Origin of the sequence: Micromonospora sp. CA-248212, from assembly GCF_050948405.1 — a bacterium.
GTDB lineage: Bacteria > Actinomycetota > Actinomycetes > Mycobacteriales > Micromonosporaceae > Micromonospora.
In genome coordinates, this window is record NZ_CP192023.1 from 2,820,526 (window position 1) to 2,836,058 (window position 15,533).

Annotated in this window: 18 protein-coding genes and 1 pseudogene; 8 read left to right on the forward strand and 11 right to left on the reverse strand. The window is 70.3% G+C overall.

Annotation, left to right across the window (positions count from 1 at the left end):
* Positions 1-85 precede the first annotated feature (85 nt).
* The 3 genes from ACQP03_RS13530 to ACQP03_RS13540 all read left to right on the forward strand — a co-directional run bounded on the left by ACQP03_RS13530 (position 86) and on the right by ACQP03_RS13540 (position 4,609).
* The gene (locus tag ACQP03_RS13530) at positions 86-2,701 is read left to right on the forward strand and encodes a CHAT domain-containing protein (protein ID WP_433460936.1); all 2,616 of its coding nucleotides are present in this window, start codon (positions 86-88) and stop codon (positions 2,699-2,701) included.
* Positions 2,702-3,079: 378 nt separating this feature from the next.
* Positions 3,080-3,445: a hypothetical protein gene (locus ACQP03_RS13535; RefSeq protein WP_357120909.1), complete on the forward strand. Its 366-nt coding sequence runs from the start codon at positions 3,080-3,082 to the stop codon at positions 3,443-3,445.
* Between the two features lie 534 nt (positions 3,446-3,979).
* The gene (locus ACQP03_RS13540) at positions 3,980-4,609 is read left to right on the forward strand and encodes a hypothetical protein (protein ID WP_357120912.1); all 630 of its coding nucleotides are present in this window, start codon (positions 3,980-3,982) and stop codon (positions 4,607-4,609) included.
* Here the strand turns inward: ACQP03_RS13540 and cutA are convergent.
* A complete protein-coding gene (gene cutA / locus ACQP03_RS13545; protein WP_357122148.1) occupies positions 4,587-4,829 on the reverse strand; it encodes a divalent cation tolerance protein CutA in 243 nt (80 codons plus the stop codon). The genes ACQP03_RS13540 and cutA overlap by 23 nt on opposite strands.
* 386 nt (positions 4,830-5,215) lie before the next feature.
* Between cutA and ACQP03_RS13550 the strand changes: the two genes are divergently transcribed.
* Positions 5,216-5,668: a hypothetical protein gene (locus tag ACQP03_RS13550; protein WP_357120915.1), complete on the forward strand. Its 453-nt coding sequence runs from the start codon at positions 5,216-5,218 to the stop codon at positions 5,666-5,668.
* Positions 5,669-5,874: 206 nt separating this feature from the next.
* Positions 5,875-6,255, forward strand: coding sequence for a hypothetical protein (locus tag ACQP03_RS13555; protein WP_357120918.1), 381 nt, complete (start codon positions 5,875-5,877; stop codon positions 6,253-6,255).
* 8 nt (positions 6,256-6,263) lie between these two features.
* Here ACQP03_RS13555 and ACQP03_RS13560 read toward each other — a convergent pair whose 3' ends face one another.
* From ACQP03_RS13560 to ACQP03_RS13590, 7 genes are all read right to left on the reverse strand, one after another.
* Positions 6,264-6,404, reverse strand: coding sequence for a hypothetical protein (locus ACQP03_RS13560; protein ID WP_357120921.1), 141 nt, complete (start codon positions 6,402-6,404; stop codon positions 6,264-6,266).
* A 24-nt stretch (positions 6,405-6,428) separates the two neighbouring features.
* Positions 6,429-6,992 carry a hypothetical protein gene (locus ACQP03_RS13565; protein WP_357120924.1) on the reverse strand — a complete coding sequence of 188 codons (564 nt, stop codon included), beginning with the start codon at positions 6,990-6,992 and terminating at the stop codon, positions 6,429-6,431.
* A 10-nt stretch (positions 6,993-7,002) separates the two neighbouring features.
* Positions 7,003-7,728 (reverse strand): sulfite exporter TauE/SafE family protein, encoded by a 726-nt coding sequence (locus ACQP03_RS13570; protein ID WP_357120927.1) that lies wholly within the window; start codon positions 7,726-7,728, stop codon positions 7,003-7,005.
* A gap of 177 nt (positions 7,729-7,905) precedes the next feature.
* Entirely contained in the window at positions 7,906-8,706 is an 801-nt protein-coding gene (locus tag ACQP03_RS13575) for an ABC transporter ATP-binding protein (RefSeq protein WP_357120930.1), read from the reverse strand.
* The gene (locus ACQP03_RS13580) at positions 8,699-9,514 is read right to left on the reverse strand and encodes an ABC transporter permease (protein ID WP_357120933.1); all 816 of its coding nucleotides are present in this window, start codon (positions 9,512-9,514) and stop codon (positions 8,699-8,701) included. The genes ACQP03_RS13575 and ACQP03_RS13580 overlap by 8 nt, the downstream gene beginning before the upstream one ends.
* On the reverse strand, positions 9,511-10,281 hold the full coding sequence (locus ACQP03_RS13585) for an ABC transporter permease (protein ID WP_357120936.1): 771 nt from the start codon (positions 10,279-10,281) through the stop codon (positions 9,511-9,513). Before ACQP03_RS13585 ends, ACQP03_RS13580 begins: the two co-directional genes overlap by 4 nt.
* Positions 10,282-10,288: 7 nt before the next feature.
* Positions 10,289-11,263: an ABC transporter substrate-binding protein gene (locus tag ACQP03_RS13590; RefSeq protein WP_357172051.1), complete on the reverse strand. Its 975-nt coding sequence runs from the start codon at positions 11,261-11,263 to the stop codon at positions 10,289-10,291.
* Positions 11,264-11,510: 247 nt separating this feature from the next.
* Here ACQP03_RS13590 and ACQP03_RS13595 point away from each other — a divergent pair, with 247 nt between their 5' ends.
* Genes ACQP03_RS13595 through ACQP03_RS13605 form a run of 3 tightly spaced genes read left to right on the forward strand, consistent with a single transcriptional unit; the run spans position 11,511 to position 13,698 of the window.
* On the forward strand, positions 11,511-12,740 hold the full coding sequence (locus tag ACQP03_RS13595; RefSeq protein ID WP_433460937.1) for a flavin-dependent oxidoreductase: 1,230 nt from the start codon (positions 11,511-11,513) through the stop codon (positions 12,738-12,740).
* The gene (locus ACQP03_RS13600) at positions 12,737-13,204 is read left to right on the forward strand and encodes a MarR family winged helix-turn-helix transcriptional regulator (protein ID WP_357120946.1); all 468 of its coding nucleotides are present in this window, start codon (positions 12,737-12,739) and stop codon (positions 13,202-13,204) included. The genes ACQP03_RS13595 and ACQP03_RS13600 overlap by 4 nt, the downstream gene beginning before the upstream one ends.
* On the forward strand, positions 13,201-13,698 hold the full coding sequence (locus ACQP03_RS13605; RefSeq protein WP_396832779.1) for a DUF3237 domain-containing protein: 498 nt from the start codon (positions 13,201-13,203) through the stop codon (positions 13,696-13,698). The genes ACQP03_RS13600 and ACQP03_RS13605 overlap by 4 nt, the downstream gene beginning before the upstream one ends.
* 6 nt (positions 13,699-13,704) lie before the next feature.
* Here ACQP03_RS13605 and ACQP03_RS13610 read toward each other — a convergent pair.
* The 3 genes and pseudogenes from ACQP03_RS13610 to ACQP03_RS13620 all read right to left on the reverse strand — a co-directional run.
* Positions 13,705-14,014 (reverse strand): annotated as a pseudogene (locus ACQP03_RS13610) (transposase); the annotation flags it as partial.
* 22 nt (positions 14,015-14,036) lie between these two features.
* Complete coding sequence (locus ACQP03_RS13615) at positions 14,037-14,399, reverse strand: hypothetical protein (protein ID WP_396832778.1); 363 nt, start codon at positions 14,397-14,399, stop codon at positions 14,037-14,039.
* 59 nt (positions 14,400-14,458) lie between these two features.
* On the reverse strand, positions 14,459-15,403 hold the full coding sequence (locus ACQP03_RS13620) for a hypothetical protein (protein WP_396832777.1): 945 nt from the start codon (positions 15,401-15,403) through the stop codon (positions 14,459-14,461).
* Between the last annotated feature and the right edge of the window lie 130 nt (positions 15,404-15,533).

Here is a 15,533-nt window from a genome sequence, read left to right on the forward strand (position 1 = left end):
CAATGGCGTTAATGGTGGGTGCAGATTCCCGACAGGCCCGCAGAGACATTGACGGCTGGGCATCAGTTCGGGGACTCTGTGGGGCATGCCCGACAGCACCGGTTCCGGTGCCGGCACGGCTCAGGCGGCGCTTGACGCCGTCCAGCGCTACCCGCGCGAGGCGATCGCGATCGCCCAGCGGGTGCTGGCCGCCGCGCCCACGGCCGGGGCCGACGAGCGCTCCACCGCTGAGCGGGCCGTCGGTCTGGCCCTGCGAGAGCTCAACGACCTGTCCGGCGCCCTGCGCCACCTGCGCCGCGCGGTCCGGGCCGCCGGCACGCCCCGGAACCGGGCGTTGGCCCGGATGAGCCTGGGCTACGTGTTGGCCAACGCCGGCCACACCGCTGCGGCGCTGCGCGCGGTGACCGCCGCGCTGCCGCAGCTCGTCGGTGCCGACGCGGGGCGGGCCCGGATGCAGCGGGGCGTAGTGCTGCACTACCGAGGTCGCTACGACGAGGCGGTACGCGACTACGGCCTGGCCGTCGACATCGCCCTGCGCGAGGGTGATCTGTTGCTGGAGGCGCGGGCGCGCAACAACCGGGGGCTGCTCAACGCCCACCGGGGCGCCGCCGGCGGCACCGACGACGACCTGTCCCGCGCGGCAGCCGCCTTCCAACGGCTGGGCCTGGACCTCGCGGCGGCCGACGCCCGTTGGAACTGCGGCATCGCGGCCGGCCAGCGCGGCGACATCGCCGGCGCGCTGCGCTGCTTCGCCACGGTCGACGAGGAGTACCGGCGGCTCGCCGTACCCCGGCCGGCGCTGCTGCTGGACCGCGTTGAGCTGCTGCTGTCGGTGCCGCTGGTCGACGAGGCGGTGGTGGTCGCGACGGCGGCCGTCCGGGAACTGCGGCGCCGGGGCATGGCCTCCGACCTCGCCGAGGCGCTGCTGGCCCGGGCCCGCGCGGCGCTGCTCGCCGCGGACCTGGATACCGCGACCGAGGCTGCCGCCGCGGCCCGGGCCCGGTTCCGTCGCCAGGGCCGGCGCACCTGGGCCGTCTTCGCCCGGCACGTCGAGCTGCGCGCCGAGTACCGCCGGGGCACCCGCTCGGCACCCCTGTTCACCGCCATGGTGCGTACCGCCGATCAGCTCGACGCCACCGGGTGGCCGGGTCCGGCGCTGACCACCCGGATCGAGGCCGGCCTGGTGGCCGCCGCGCTGGGACGGCCAGGCCGGGCCCGGAACCTGCTGGCGGTGGCCGCCCGGGCCCGCCGTCGCGGCACCGCCGACCGGCGAGCACAGGGCTGGTACGCCCTGGCCCTGTCGCGCCGGCTCGACGGGGACGAACCCGGGGCCGCCCGGGCGCTGCGCCGCGGGCTGGTCGTGCTCGACCGGCACCGCATGTCGCTCGGCGCCACGGAGCTGCGTGCCCACAGTGGAGCGTACGGTCAGGAATTGGCGGCCGAGGGCCTCGACATCGCGGTCCGGGCGGGCGCGCCGGGGCGGGTCCTGGCGTGGGCGGAGCGGTGGCGGGCCAATGCGCTGCGGGCCCGGCCGGCCTGGCCTCCGGCCGACCCCGACCTGGTGGCGGCGCTCGCTGAGCTCCGACTGGTCAGCGGCCTGCTCGAAGACGAGGTGCTGGCCGGTCGCCCGGCAACCGCCCTGCGCGGCCGGCAGGCCCGGCTGGAGCAGCGCATCCGGGACCTGGCCCGGCGGGTGCCCGGTGGGGGCCCCGTGCTGGCCCCGCCCGGGGTGGGCGCGCTGGCCGCGCGGCTCGGCTCCCGGGTGCTGGTCGAGCTGGTGGCCCATGGCGACCGGATCCGGGCGGTGCTGGTCCGCGACGGCCGGGCCAGCCTGCACGACCTGGGCCCGCTCGCTGCCGCGGCGGACCTGGCCCGCCGGCACCGGTTCGCCCTGCGCCGGCTGGTCACCACCGGCGACGCGGCCGCCGCGCGGGCGGGGGCCGGCGACGCGGCGGCGGCCCTGGACCGGCTGCTGTTCGCCCCGCTGCGGCGGTGGCTGGCCGACCGGGCCCTGGTGATCGTCCCGGTCGGGGCGCTGCACGCGGTGCCCTGGTCGGCGCTGCCCACCTGCGCGGGGCGTCCGGTGACCGTCGCCCCCTCGGCCACCGCCTGGCTCGGGGCGGATCGGCGGGAGCTGCCGGCCGGGCCGCCGGTCCTGGCCGCCGGCCCGCGCCTGCCGGCCGGGCACACCGAGGTATGCCGGCTCGCCCAGGTCCTGCCCGGGGCGCGGCGGCTCACCGGGCCCGACGCCACCGCCGCGGCGTTGACCGCCGCGCTGGACGGGGCGGGGCTGGTGCACATCGCCGCCCACGGCACGTTCCGCGCGGACAACCCACAGTTCTCCACCCTGGAACTGGCCGACGGGCCGCTGTTCGCTTACGAGTGGGAGGCGGTCGCCCGGCCGCCCGGCTGCGTGGTGCTCTCCGCCTGTGACTCCGGCCTGACCGGGCTGCGCCCCGGCGACGAGGTCATGGGGTTCACCGCGGTGCTCCTGGCGCTCGGCACCCGGTGCCTGATCGCGACCGTGTTGCCCGTGCCGGCCGAGCCCACCACGGCACTGATGCTGGACCTGCACGCGCGGATGCGGGCGGGTGCCGGCCCGGCGCGAGCCCTCGCCGACGCGCAGTGGGCGTTCGGTGCGGCGGGCGACGGTCCGGCCCGGGCCACCGCGGCGGCGTTCGTCTGCTTCGGGGCTGGCTGACCGGAGCGGGAGCGGTCGCTCAGCCGGCCATGACCAGCCGCAGCGCGGCGGTGCGCGGTGCGGGCAGACGCAGCGGGCCGGCGCCGGGCACGATGGCGCCGAGCACCCGGACCCCGACCTGTACTGTGCCGGAACTCGTTCAACGCAACACTTAATGGCAGACCGCGCGCCAGGCGGGAGAGCGCAGGGTGCGCCGTTCACCGCGATACTCGCCGTCGACGGCCGGGACATTGGGGCGTCGCCGAGGCTGACCTGGTCCCCCTCGGAGGAGGGATCGCAACTGGCGACCGTTCCGGGCGCCCGGCGGGAGAGACGATGACAACACCACCAACGCCCCCGAAATCTGGCCGGCAACGTCGCTTGTGGCGGGCTCTGGCCGTGCTCATCACCGTCGTGGTGGTGGTTTGCGCCGGTGCCGTTGGCTGGGTACGACAGTTCGGCGTTCCGATGATGGATACCGACAGTAGTGCGGAAACGTTCGTAGTGGAGAACCATCTGGCGAGCAAGCTGACGGTTGAGGAGACGGGTGGCGTCCCCATCACCCATAGCGTGTCTGCCACGAGCTCGGCATTGATTCCGCTGCGAAGCAGTTGCGCGCGTTCGATGCGGCTGGTGGCCCGAGATCCAGCCGGTCGAGAGATCGCCAGTCTGGATGACCCGCTGTGTGAGCCGCGTACCTGGGTGATCGAGGCCGACGGTTCGACGCAACTGCTGCCTGAACGCCGCTGGCCCTACCCTGGATAGTGCGCGCTCAACCCGGCCGCGCTGGCCGCGAGTTCCGTCTGGAGCGATTGATGATGTGCCGTGGGCTCGCAGGGCTTCACGGGTTGTCGCCGACGAAACCTGGCTGTAGATCTCCGTCGTGATCAAGGCGGCCCGCTTCGCAGGCCGCCCGCGCCGCCGACCAGGGGCCGACCGACCGGTCGCCGATCGGGGACCCCGCGCCTCTTAGCGCAATCGCACGAGGCGCACCCCGAACGGTTGCAGCCCCGCTGGCGACGCGACATACGAAGAAGCCCCGGGCCGCCATGGTGAGTGGCAGATCCGGGGCTCCGATGTTGAAGGCGACGACCAGGGCGAGCCTCCGGCGGGGTCCTCAGGCACTCCAGGATGGTTGGCGCCATCCCGACACCGTCCGTCCGGGCAGGCCCCACCCACTCCACCAAGGTGCGGCCGAAGGCCGACGGGCTGGCTAGCAGGCGGAACTTGCCTCGGTGTGCCAACATCGGGGTCCGTCGGAGCAGTGTTGCAGGACTTAACCGCCGGGGTTTGGGGCTAATGACGTCGTCTTGGTGGGCGGTGCCGGCGTTATCCGGTGCTATGGCTCTTGCCGGTGTCCTCGTCGGCCAGGTTGTGGTCACGGCCAACGAACGGTGGAAGGCGAAACGCGAGGATCTGCATCGCTGGCACGCCGAACGCCTCAAGCTCTACTTAGAGTTCACAGACGCATTCGAGACGTTCCGGAATGAGCTTTCCGACTTCCTGAAGTACGGGCCTAAACAGGTGGATCTAGGTTTCGAGCATGGCAGGCCCATGTATGACATGACCAACAGGACAAGGCTGATCTCGACCACGCTCGTGCATGATGCCGCCGTGGGCGCATGGGCGGCCGCATTTTGTTGTCTTGGTGATGTCCTCAAAGAGTTTAGTGCACATGTCGAGTCACTTGACGCGGAGGACCGCGAAGCCTTTGTTGCATCACTGGAGGACGAACCCGAAGAGGCGCTGGCTTTTTTGAGAGAGGTCGTTTCTGCTCACAGCGATGCCTTGAGCAAGGCCAGTGTGATCTTCAACGACGCGGTGCGGGCTGAGCTCGGTGTGCCCGGGCGCACGGCACCGCGCGAGTGGAAACAGCGCAAGAGGCCTGCACTGAAACGCATCCTCCCTAGGAGTGCGAGAGGTGTTTGAGCGCGCGCCGGGGCGTAGCCCCTACGGCGCCAGCGTCCAGCAGGAGGGTCCGGCTGACCCAAGCGGCATATTCGTCCGAACTCATCACGATCGGCACGGCCGCGATCACGAGTTTCTGCCAAGGGTGATGGTCTTGGAGGAAGGCTCGTAGATCCTCGAAGCGCTGGGCGTGCGTCTTCAGGAGGAGCTGCCACTCTTCGCCGGTGAAGGGACTGTCCAGGGCTGCCCGCTGCCAACGTCAGCGGCGCGACTTCCGAGCCGGGGCCGACCCTCATGCCAGGACGTAATCGTTCGCGGACGCCACAGATGGGTCCGGCCGAGGGTCTTGTCAGGCTCCGGCATCTGGCGCGGTTCCGGTAGGAACTCACGGTGCCGACTTGGACGCCGAGGTACTCAGCGACCTCCGACGTCGTCCACCACTCCGCGTCTGGATCAGGGTTCGTCACGTAAGCCATTCTGCCTGCGTTGAACGAGCGCACCTCACCATCCCTCAGCCTCAGGACGTCGATGGCATGCCAGACGATCGCCGGAGGATGCACATCGCCAGCACCCGTGCACGGGTTGGCACGGGCTATCCAGCCGAGAAGATTTGGCTACGATGCCGTCGTGGATGACGATTCGATTGGCACCGTAGCGAACAAGCGCCGAAAAGAGCTTGCCAAGTTCGGCCGTGATGTTTTGGTCAATGTCCTAGGCGGCATTATTGCAGCGCCTGCGATTTACCTTGCTGGCGCGGCTGTGGGTCTCTTTCGCCGAACGCCAGCCGCCCTAACTCTATCGGCATCGATACTCGCGGCGGTGCTCACGGCGACGTCCTTTGTGGCAATGTTCTTTGCTTCCCGGACGTCGGGTTTTGCCAGGAAGGTTCCTAGAGTCTTCTTTGCTGCGGGCATGTCCGCGCTCGCTCCAGGCATCCTATTCTTGACGCTCGGCTTGGATAGAATTCATCGCACGCCTGTTGGTGCAACAATCTTTATAATCCCCGGCGTTTCCTTTGTGGTGATTGCGGCCGGGCTGCTGCATTCTGGTTTAAGAAATCGCCAAAACCCCGTTGAGTAGAGTGAATGCCGCAGATCACCTGGCGGACGCGTGCCGCACATCAGCCGACGGAGGACGCGCTGCTGCGTTTTGCCTGGTCTCCCACGATGGTTGACGAAGCGGCGTCGCAGGACCCTTCACGCAGGGCCTTGATCGAATAGGTCTGGTGCCTGCTGTCGACGGTAAGGCTGGTCAGCGCCGGGAGGCAGAAAGGCTAGGTTTTGCGTGTGCCTGAGGAACCTGACGGAGACCTACTGATGCACGAGGAGTCGGTGTTGGCCGGTTTGGTCGAGCTGTCCGGCGTCGAGATTCTGTGGTGCGACGACTTCTACGACGGAGCGATCGACGGGCTGGCCCGGTGGGATGGGCGGGAGTTCTGGTTCGCGGGGGTCTATCCACTCGACCGTCGTCCCCGGCGGTATGTCCTGCACGAGATCAGCGCAATGGACGTCGAGGCGGCGTCGGCGCTGCACCGCTTGCTGGGCGAAAACGCTGACGCCGCCCGGCACGGACGTCTCGACTCGACGCAGGAGCGAGCGTGGAGCCAGGCGTGGGCGAGCCGGCCGGATTACCGCCGCGCCTCGGCCGTGGGGTGGTTCTCCGCCTAACCTCAGGCTCATGTCTCAGCCAGTCGGGTGATGTGGTGGTGCGCCTTGGTGCGGTTCAGGTTGGTGGTGCTGCGGCGGGGGACGGCCGCGACCGGAGTGTTGGCGTCGTAGACGGTGATGGTGTGCCCGTCGAGGGCGACGGATACCAACTTGCGGGCGTGGACCTTGCCGACCTAGATGCGTTGCCCCGCGACCTGGATGCTGCCGTTGCTGGACACGACCCGTTCCACCTCAGGGATGGCCGCTGGCGGCGGGACTGCGGACGCTGGGCGGGCGTCGCGGATGCGGCCGAGCGCGGTGGGCGGTAGTGGACAGCGCAAGGTGCGGCGCAGCTGCCCGGCCTCGTCGATGACGTGCAGGAGTATGCCGTCGAGGCGGATCCGGACCCGTTGACCGGCGAGTGGCATGCCGACGCTGATCTGCCGGCCGGCGATGCTGATGCCGCCGCAGGCGTTGACGATCCGGTCGACCTCGACGGCGGTGGTCCGTGGTTCGGGCTGCGGCAACGGAGGCGGTCCGGCCGGTGCACCGCCCTCGGCCAGGAGCCGGGCGAGATCGCGTTGGGACAGCCTTGATGGGCTGGACTTGATGCGGGCGCCGTCGGCGGTCAGGACGTGCAGCCGGTCGGTGTCGACCCAGATTGTGACCGGGGTGCCGGCGAGGGTGGGACCGAGCCACACCTGCTGCTGGGCCACGGTCAGGTTGCCCGACGGTGGCACAACCCGGACCAGCTGCACCGGCCGGGAGTCACAGGCCGGCGAGGAACAGTGCGCCGGCGGCGAGTAGCCCGATTTCTACCAATAGGACGAACAGCCGATCGCTGATGCGGCCGACGACCTTCTTGCCGACCCAGGCGCCGGCGAGGGTGGCGGGGATGAGGGCGGCACCGTAGAGCAGCACGGTGCGGGTGAGCAGGTCGCTGGCGCCATAGGCGGCGATTTTGGAGAGGTGCATGGTGAGTGCGCTGGCGGCTTCGGTGCCGATGTAAGTGGCGCGGGTGAGGCCGTAGGCGAGAAAGAACGGGGCGGTCAGCGGGCCGACTGAGCCGAGGAGGGCGGATCCCAGGCCGGAGGCCGCGCCCACGGCGGCGAATGTCCGGTCGCGGGGTTTGCGGGGGTGTGGGGTGAGGCCCCGCCAGATGACCACGCCGATGAGGAACACGCCGAGCAGGCGCTTGAGGGGGCCGAGGGGGGCGTGGGCCAGCAGCAGCCCGCCGGCGATGGACAAGGGGACGGTGCCGACGGCGAACCAGCCGATCAAGGGCCAGCGCAGGTGGTGGCGGTTGAGCCAGACCCGGGAGGCGTTGCTGGACAGTTGGGTGAGGGTCAGCATCGGCACGGCCACGCGCAGCCCGAACAGGGCGGTGAACACCGGTAACAGCAGCACCCCACCGCCGAAACCGGCCACCGCGGACAGCACGGCCAGGATGAACGCGGCGGCGGACGCGGTGGTCAGGACCAACAGCTCGTGCACCAGCTGAGCCTGCCATCCTCATCGTCGTCGGCTATGGCTCCTGCATCTGGGCGTGGAGTCTGGCCATCGCGAGGGATCGGCCCGGTGCCCGCCTGTACCGCGCCAAAACCCGCACTGGCCCGGGCGGCCCGGTCGCCGGCCGGCGGGAATAGGCGTTGCCGGGGTCGGCGGGGCGCGTCACGGTGCCGAGGCCGGCGCACGCTTCGCCCGCTGGATCTGCGCGTAGACGTGGGTCCGCAGCTCGGTGAAGCGGGGCAGCGCCCGGGTGGTGAGCTGATCGCGCTCTGGCGGGAGGTCGATCACGAGGTCTTCCTGCACCCGGGTCGGCGAGTGGGACAGGACGAGCACGCGCTGGCCCAGATACACGGACTCGTCGATGTCGTGCGTCACGAAGACAGTGGAGATGCGGCGGTTCAGGTGCAGGTCGCGTACGAGGTCCTCCAGGTCCGCGCGGGTCTGTGCGTCCACCGCCGCGAACGGCTCGTCCATGATCAGCACTTCGGGTCGGTACGCGATGGCGCGCGCGATGGCCACCCGTTGCTGCATCCCGCCGGAGAGCTGCCACGGATGGCTGCGTGCCGACTGCGGCAGTCCGACCGCGTCAAGGGCGTCGGCGACCCTCCGGTCGCGTTCGGCGCGGGAGAGCTTCTGGTGTCGAAGGGGAAGCTCCACATTGCCCCGGACCGTGAGCCAGGGATAGAGGCTGCGGCCGTACTCCTGGAACACCACTGCCATCGCCGGGCTCGGGCCCGTCACCGGAGATCCCTCCATCGTGACGAGGCCGCTGGTGGGCCGGAGCAGTCCGGCGAGGCATTTCAGGAGGGTGGTCTTTCCGCAGCCCGACGGGCCGACGACGCACAGCAGTTCGCCGGGCATCATGGTGAAACTGAGATCCCCGATCGCCTCGACCTCGCCCCGGCCGGAGGCGTAGACCTTGCGCAGGTGCTCGACCCGCAGCAGCGGACTCGCGTCAGGCACGGGTGACCTCCCTCATTCCGTGGTACCAGCGCAGGACGCGGCGTTCGACGACGCCGAAGGCCACGGCGAGGAGGACGCCGATGAGGCCGAGCAGGAGGATGCCGCTCCACATCTCGGCGATGAGGTAGTTCCGCTGGAAGTAGGCGATCCGGTAGCCGAGGCCGGCCGAGGACGCGAACATCTCCGAGATGACCATGAGGATCAGGGCCACCGAGAGCGCCTGCCGTACGCCGGTCATGATGCGCGGACTCGCCGCCGGGAGGATCAGCAGCCACACCCGCTCCCACCGGGAGATCCGGTACGAGTCGGCGGTCTCCAGCAGCACGCTGTCGGTCGCCCGGACGCCCTCGATCGTGTTCAGCAGGATCGGCCAGATCGCGCCGGAGGAGATGACGACGACCTTCATGGTGTCGGTGATGCCGAGCAGGAGCATCGCGACCGGAATCAGCACCGGTGGCGGAATCGCGCGGAAGAACTCCAGCAGCGGTTCGAGGATCTCGCGTAGCGGGCGGAACCGGCCGATGAGGACACCCCCGGCGACGCCGAGCACGATCGACGCGAGCAGGCCGGCCAGCAGCCGGTACACGCTCGGCAGCACGTCGTCGACGAACGCCGGGCCGATCCAGGTCTGCCGGAACGCGTCGAGGAGCGGGCGGGGGCCGACGAGGAACCGGTTGGCCGACCGGGTGGACCAGACGGCCCAGAGCCCCACGGCCAGGACGGGAAGCCCGACCGCGTACAGGACGTCCTCGGCGACCCGGACGCCGAGGCCGCGCCGGGCGGCCCTGCCCGCCCCGAGGGCGGTCATCGGGTTGCCTCGTCCGCGAGCACCGACTGGTGCCAGGCCAACGAGCGGCGTTCGGCGAAGCGGAACACGACGTTCACCACCACGCCGAGAAGCCCGGTGACCACGACGAGGCCGTAGAGGCCGACGGCGTCCCCGGCGGAGCGCGACAGCTCGATCATGCGTCCGAGGCCGGGGTTACCGATCACCATCTCCGCGGTGACGGCCAGGATGAGCGCGACCGTCGCGGCGAGGCGCAGGCCGGTCATCAGGTACGGCAGAGCGGTCGGAAGGACGAGATACCGCAGCCGCTCGTAGCGGGTGAGGCCGAAGCTCCGCGCGGTGTCCCGGGCGACCGTGTCGACGTCGGCGACGCCGTAGATCACCTGCACGAACACCTGCCAGAACGCCGCGTAGACGATGATGACGAGTGCGGCGCGCATCTGCAGGCCGAACATCAGCACGGCGAGGGGGATCAGCGCGACCGACGGCACCGGCCGCAGGAACTCGACTGTCGTGTGCGTGGCGCGACGCAGGAACGGCACCATCCCGACCACGGTCCCCAGCGCGACGGCGGCGAGCGTCGCCACCGTCAGGCCGATTGCCCAGGACGTCATGGTGAGCCGGAGCCGCCGCCAGAACGCCAGGTCTCGGACCTCCTGGAACAGCCACCCGAACACGTCCGTCGCGTACGGCAGGTCGTGCGGGTCGGCCAGTCCCAGTGTCGGGATCAGTTGCCAGACGACGAGGAACCCCAGCAGACCCACGGCGCCCAGCAGGATCTTGCGCATCGGTCGGCTACTGCTGCTGAATGAGGCGGTCGAAGTCGGGTCGCCGGTCGAGGACGCGGTACTTCTGGGCCAGCGTCGCCAGCTGCTCCAGGCCGGCCCGGTCGAGCTCCCACCCGAATGCCGGGAGCCGTACCGAGTCCGCCACCGGCTCCGGCAGTTCGAGGTTGTCCTTGATGGCCTGGCGGAGGTCCTTCTCGTTCGCCGGATCCTTGGCCCAGGTGAGCGTCTTTTTCATCGCCGCCGAGAAGTCCGCGATCAGCTCGGCGTCGGAGTCCTTCAGTTTGTTCGACGTGATCGTGGTCAGGGTGGTGAGCCCGGGAACGGTGGCCTGGTACGGAGCGACCACGAGGACGTCACCGCGCTTGCGCATCTGGGTGATGAACGGTTCGGTCACCCAGGCGGCGTCGATGGTGCCGGCGGCGAGCTGGGCCGGTGCGTCCGGGAAAGCCACCTCGACGAACTTGACCTTGGTGGGATCGCCGCCGTCCTTCTCGACCGCTGCCATGATCGTGACATCGCCGGCGGCGCCCAGGCTGTTCACCGACACCTTGCGTCCGGCGAGCTGGGCCGGCCGGGTGATACCGGACTTCGCGGACGCCACCACGGCGTTGATGTCGTCGCCGTCGGCGTAGGACGACGCGTAGTTCCCGATGATCACCACGCCGAGGTTCTGCAGATCGGCGCGGAACGGGCCGAACGGCTGGCCGATGGCGAAGTCGATGTCGCCGTTGATCAGGGCCGGGATGGCCTGGGCGCCGCCCTGTGCCGGCACCACCTCCACGTCGAGGCCCTGCTCCCGGAAGATGCCCGCCTTGATGCCGCCCCACAGCGCGGCGGTCTCGCTGATCGGCAGCGCCGCCACGCGGACCTTCCGCAGGTCGCCGCTCGCCCCGGGGGACGGATCGGTGGCATCGGAATCCGTGCAGCCGGTCAGGGCGATCACGACGCCGGCGAGAACAGCGAGGGCGGTGACCTTCTTCATGGACGGGCCCTTCCGTGCGCAGCGCTTGTGCAGCCTGACAAGTGGGGTCGACGGAGTGCCGGAAGCATCCGACCGCGTCGATCAGCGTCATGCAGCAGCGATTGATTGTCAAGAATTCTTAAAGGCCGAATCGCAGAGCGGTGCGAGTGGTCCGATGGCGATGTGAACACGTCTTGACGGCCGACGATTTTGTCACCAAACTGTGCGGTTGGTGGCGTGGGGCGGAGAGGGCGACGACGTGGCAATCGTGATCGTGGGAGCTGGCATCGGAGGCCTCGCCACCGCGCTCAGCCTGCACCGGGCCGGCTTCCGTGAGATCACCGTCTACGAGCGCGCCGCCGCGCTGCGCCCACTCGGCGTCGGAATCAATCTGCTCCCGCACGCCGTCCGCGAGCTGGCCGAATTGGGTCTCGGGGAACGCATGGAAAGGCTGGGCGCCGCACCCGGCACGCTTGCCTACTACAACCGCTACGGTCAGCAGATCTGGAGCGAGCCACGCGGACTGGACGCCGGATATCGCTGGCCGCAGCTTTCCGTGCACCGCGGCCGGTTCCAGATGGAACTGCTCGCCGTGGTACGGGAACGGCTGGGCGCCGACGCGGTGCGCACCGGGCACCGGCTCGTCGGCGTCCGCGACGGCGTCGCGCACTTCGAGACGGCGGCGGGGGAGGTGGGCGTCGCTGGTGACCTGATCGTCGGAGCGGACGGCATCCACTCCGCGCTGCGCCGCCACCATCGGCCCGGCGAGGGGGCGCCACTGTGGAACGGGCTGACCCTGTGGCGGGGGACGGCACGGGCACCCGGATTCCTGGACGGGCGAACCATGATCATGGCCGGGGACGCGGAGCAGAAGTTCGTGGCGTACCCGATCGGCTCCGGTCTTATCAACGTCGTCGCCGAGCGGCGCGGGCCCGGTTTCGCCGGGCCCAACGCGGACTGGAACCGGACGGTCGACCCCGCGCCGGTCGTCTCGCTCTTCGCGGACTGGCGTTTCGCGTGGCTCAACGTGCCGGAACTGCTGGCCGCCGCCGACGAGATCCTCGAATACCCCATGGTGGACCGCAATCCGATCGACACGTGGACCCACGGCAACACCACGCTGCTCGGCGACGCGGCCCACCCGATGTATCCGAACGGTTCCAACGGGGCGTCGCAGGCGATCCTGGACGCACGTACCCTCGCCTTCCACCTCGCCACCGCGCCGACGGTCCGGGCGGCGCTCGACGCCTACGAGGCGGCCCGGCGGCCCGCGACCACCGCGCTGGTGCTGAGCAACCGGCGGCAGGGCCCGGAACAGGTGATGGTGCTCGCCCACGAGCGCGCGCCGGACGGGTTCACGCACATCCACGACGTCATCCCGCCGGAGGAGCTCACCGCCATCGCCACCGGCTACAAGAAGGCGGCCGGTTTCCTCCCCGCCGACCTCAACGAACGAGCCTCCCTGACGCCGACGGCCGTCCCGGGCGTCCTGTCGTGACCGGCCCGGAGCCGACCGAACTGGACGCGGCGCGACTGGCGTCGGTGATCTCGCCGCTGCGCCGCACGCTGCTGGCCGCAGCCCGGGCCGCCGAGCACCTGCCGGAGATCCCGGACGCGCAGATCGAGATCGTGCGGGCCCTGCCCCGAGGCACCGTGGCCGGCCCCGGTGAACTGGCCGAGCGGCTGCGCCTGAGCCGATCCACGGTCAGCAACCTGCTCACCGCGATGGAGGGCAACGGTCTCGTCGAGCGTCGCCCCCGTCCCGGCAACCACCGCCACGTCGACGTCCTCGCCACCGCGAAGGCCCGCGACCTGTTCGACCGCTTCGACCTCGCGAGCGGAGACCTGGTCGCCCGCGCCGCGGCGACCCTGCCGGCGGCGGACCGCGCGGCCCTCGCCGCGGCGGTGCCCGCGCTGGAACGCCTCCGCGACGCCCTCGCGCACGTCAAGGACACTCCATGAGTACGCGCCGATCCGCCGGTCGGGACCCCGTGACCGCCCCGCCGGTTCCCGGGCTCGAGTCCGCGTTCGAGGTGGAGGTGCGCCTCGGCGCGCTGGAGGACCACGGGATGACCCGTGCCGGTCACCGTCGCGTGGTGCCTGTTGTCGGCGGCCGGGTCACCGGTCTCTTCGAGGCCGACATCCTGCCCGGCGGCGCCGACTGGCAGGTCGTTCGCCCCGACGGCGCGATCGAGATCGACACGCGCTACTCGGCGCGTACCGCCGACGGCGGTCACGTCTACCTGCGGACGTTCGGCGTCCGCAGCGGCCGCGCGGAGGTCCTCGAGGCGTTGCTGCGCGGCGACGCCGTCGAGGTGTCCGAGTACTACTTCCGCCTGGGCGTACGACTGGAGACGTCCGTGCCCGCGCTGGCCGTCCTGGAGCAGTCCGTCTTCGTGGCATCGGCGATCCGCGAGGCCGACCAGGTCCGCTACACCGCCTACCGCGTCACGTAGCTGTTCCCGCCCGGCCGTGCCCGAGTACTGACGCTGCACCCGGCGGACTTGATCCCCTTCTTCAGCAAGCCGGTCTCGTCGACGATGAGCACCCCGTCGTCGTCGCCGAGGTGCTCGGCCACGTAGACGAACAGGTCATCGCGGACCGCGTCCATTTCCCACGCGGACCGGTTGAGCAGCCGCTGCATCCGATCCGGGGTGGTGTCGCCGGCGCTTCGGCCAGGGTCCAGCCATTCTTGCTCGCCAGCGGCGCTGCCGCAGCCCGCCTCCGAACCGTGAGAGAACGGCGGGGCCCCGTGGCACCCGCCGTTCTCACCGTGATCGTCCTCGTGTTGGGGCTAGTTACCCGCGACCGGGTAGCCGTGCCAAGCGCCGTAGTAGTTGGTGCTGCTGGCGGGGTTGTCCTCGACGACCCTGAGGTTCGTCAGCACGCTGTCGAAGTAGTACTGGCCGCACTGGTTGAAGCCATTGACCGATTCCGTCGAGCGCATGCTGGTCGACGCGTCGGTGTAGTAGTTGACCCACACCGAGTGGCCGTCGGACTCGTAGTCGCAGTACTCCAAGAAGGTTCCGTCGTAGGAGTGCGTCGCCTCGTCGCTCCCCTGATTGACCGGATGCGCGCTCGCCGGCGCGGCCCACAGCCCCGTGAAGACTGCGCTGATGGCCAGGGCTCCAAGCCCGGCCTTGAGGATACGTCGCATGTCAGGTCCTCTCTTCCCTCGCGGATGGTGCTGTCTTGTTCTGTTGCTCTCACGCGGAGCTATCCCGCTGGCCTTCCGCCTGGTGAAGGGTCCATCGGTTCCGCGGAGAGCGCTTCGGCGACGTTCCGTGCCCGGGTGTCCTCCGAGTGCTTCAGTCGGCCGAGTTCGGTGGCGTGGCGGCTGATCAGCTCGCGCTGGTGCTCAGCCGTCACGTCGATGAGAGTGGGCAGGTAGCCGGTCTTGTTCTGGCATCGGACGTCTGCCAGCGCCACGGCGCGCTCCGCCTCGGTGGGGTTGCCGGTGCCTGTCCACCGGGGGTCGTTGGCGGCAGTCCTGGGCGAGGCGTAGCGGTGGCCGGCGAGCTCCATACACGACGCCCAGGCAGCTATGGCCGGAGCAAGCCGGGGATCCCGGGTGCTCGCCGCCGCTGCTTGCTGCTCCAACTGGACCGGAAGGTTCCGGTCTGCCCTGGGCGCTCCCGTCATCAGCCGGGCGGCCGCCTCGGCTCGGCACCCGCCCGTAGGGACGCGCTTACCGCCGTACTGGGACGCGAGGCCGTAGAGCACCTCGTTCAGCTCGCTTGGCGTGTCGTGGTGGTGCTCGGTCAGGGCCGCGCGTACCTCGGGGTCGTGGGTGCTCCAGGGCGGCGCCTCGTATCCGCGCTGCGCGGCCTGGTCCTCGTCGACCACCCCGAACCGCGCGGCACGCTCCGACGCGATCGACCGTTGGCCGAAGTCCAACTCGGACTCGTCTGGTCCTTCCCAACGCAGCCCGAACTGGATCAGACAGGTGCGCTCCAGCGCCGCTTGGGCGCGGTCCGACCGAGCCTGCTCGTCGGGCGATGGCAGGTACTCGTCCAGGGGCAGTGCGGTCCCCGGCCTGGGCGGCGGTATGGCGGGCAGGGAACGCGGTGCGGCCGCTGGCTTCTGCTGGGTACCGCACCCCGCGACCAGACACAGCAGGATCACCGCCGTCCCCGCCACGCCGACACTGATTCGTCGCATGACGTCCCCTCTCTTGTCCGTCGGAATCCGTGGCGCCGGCCCTACCGCACGAGCGTCGGCCCTACCGCACGAGCGATGGCCGTGTCGCCGATCCCGCCGTCGGACCGCTGCTCGCCACCGACCGGGTCCG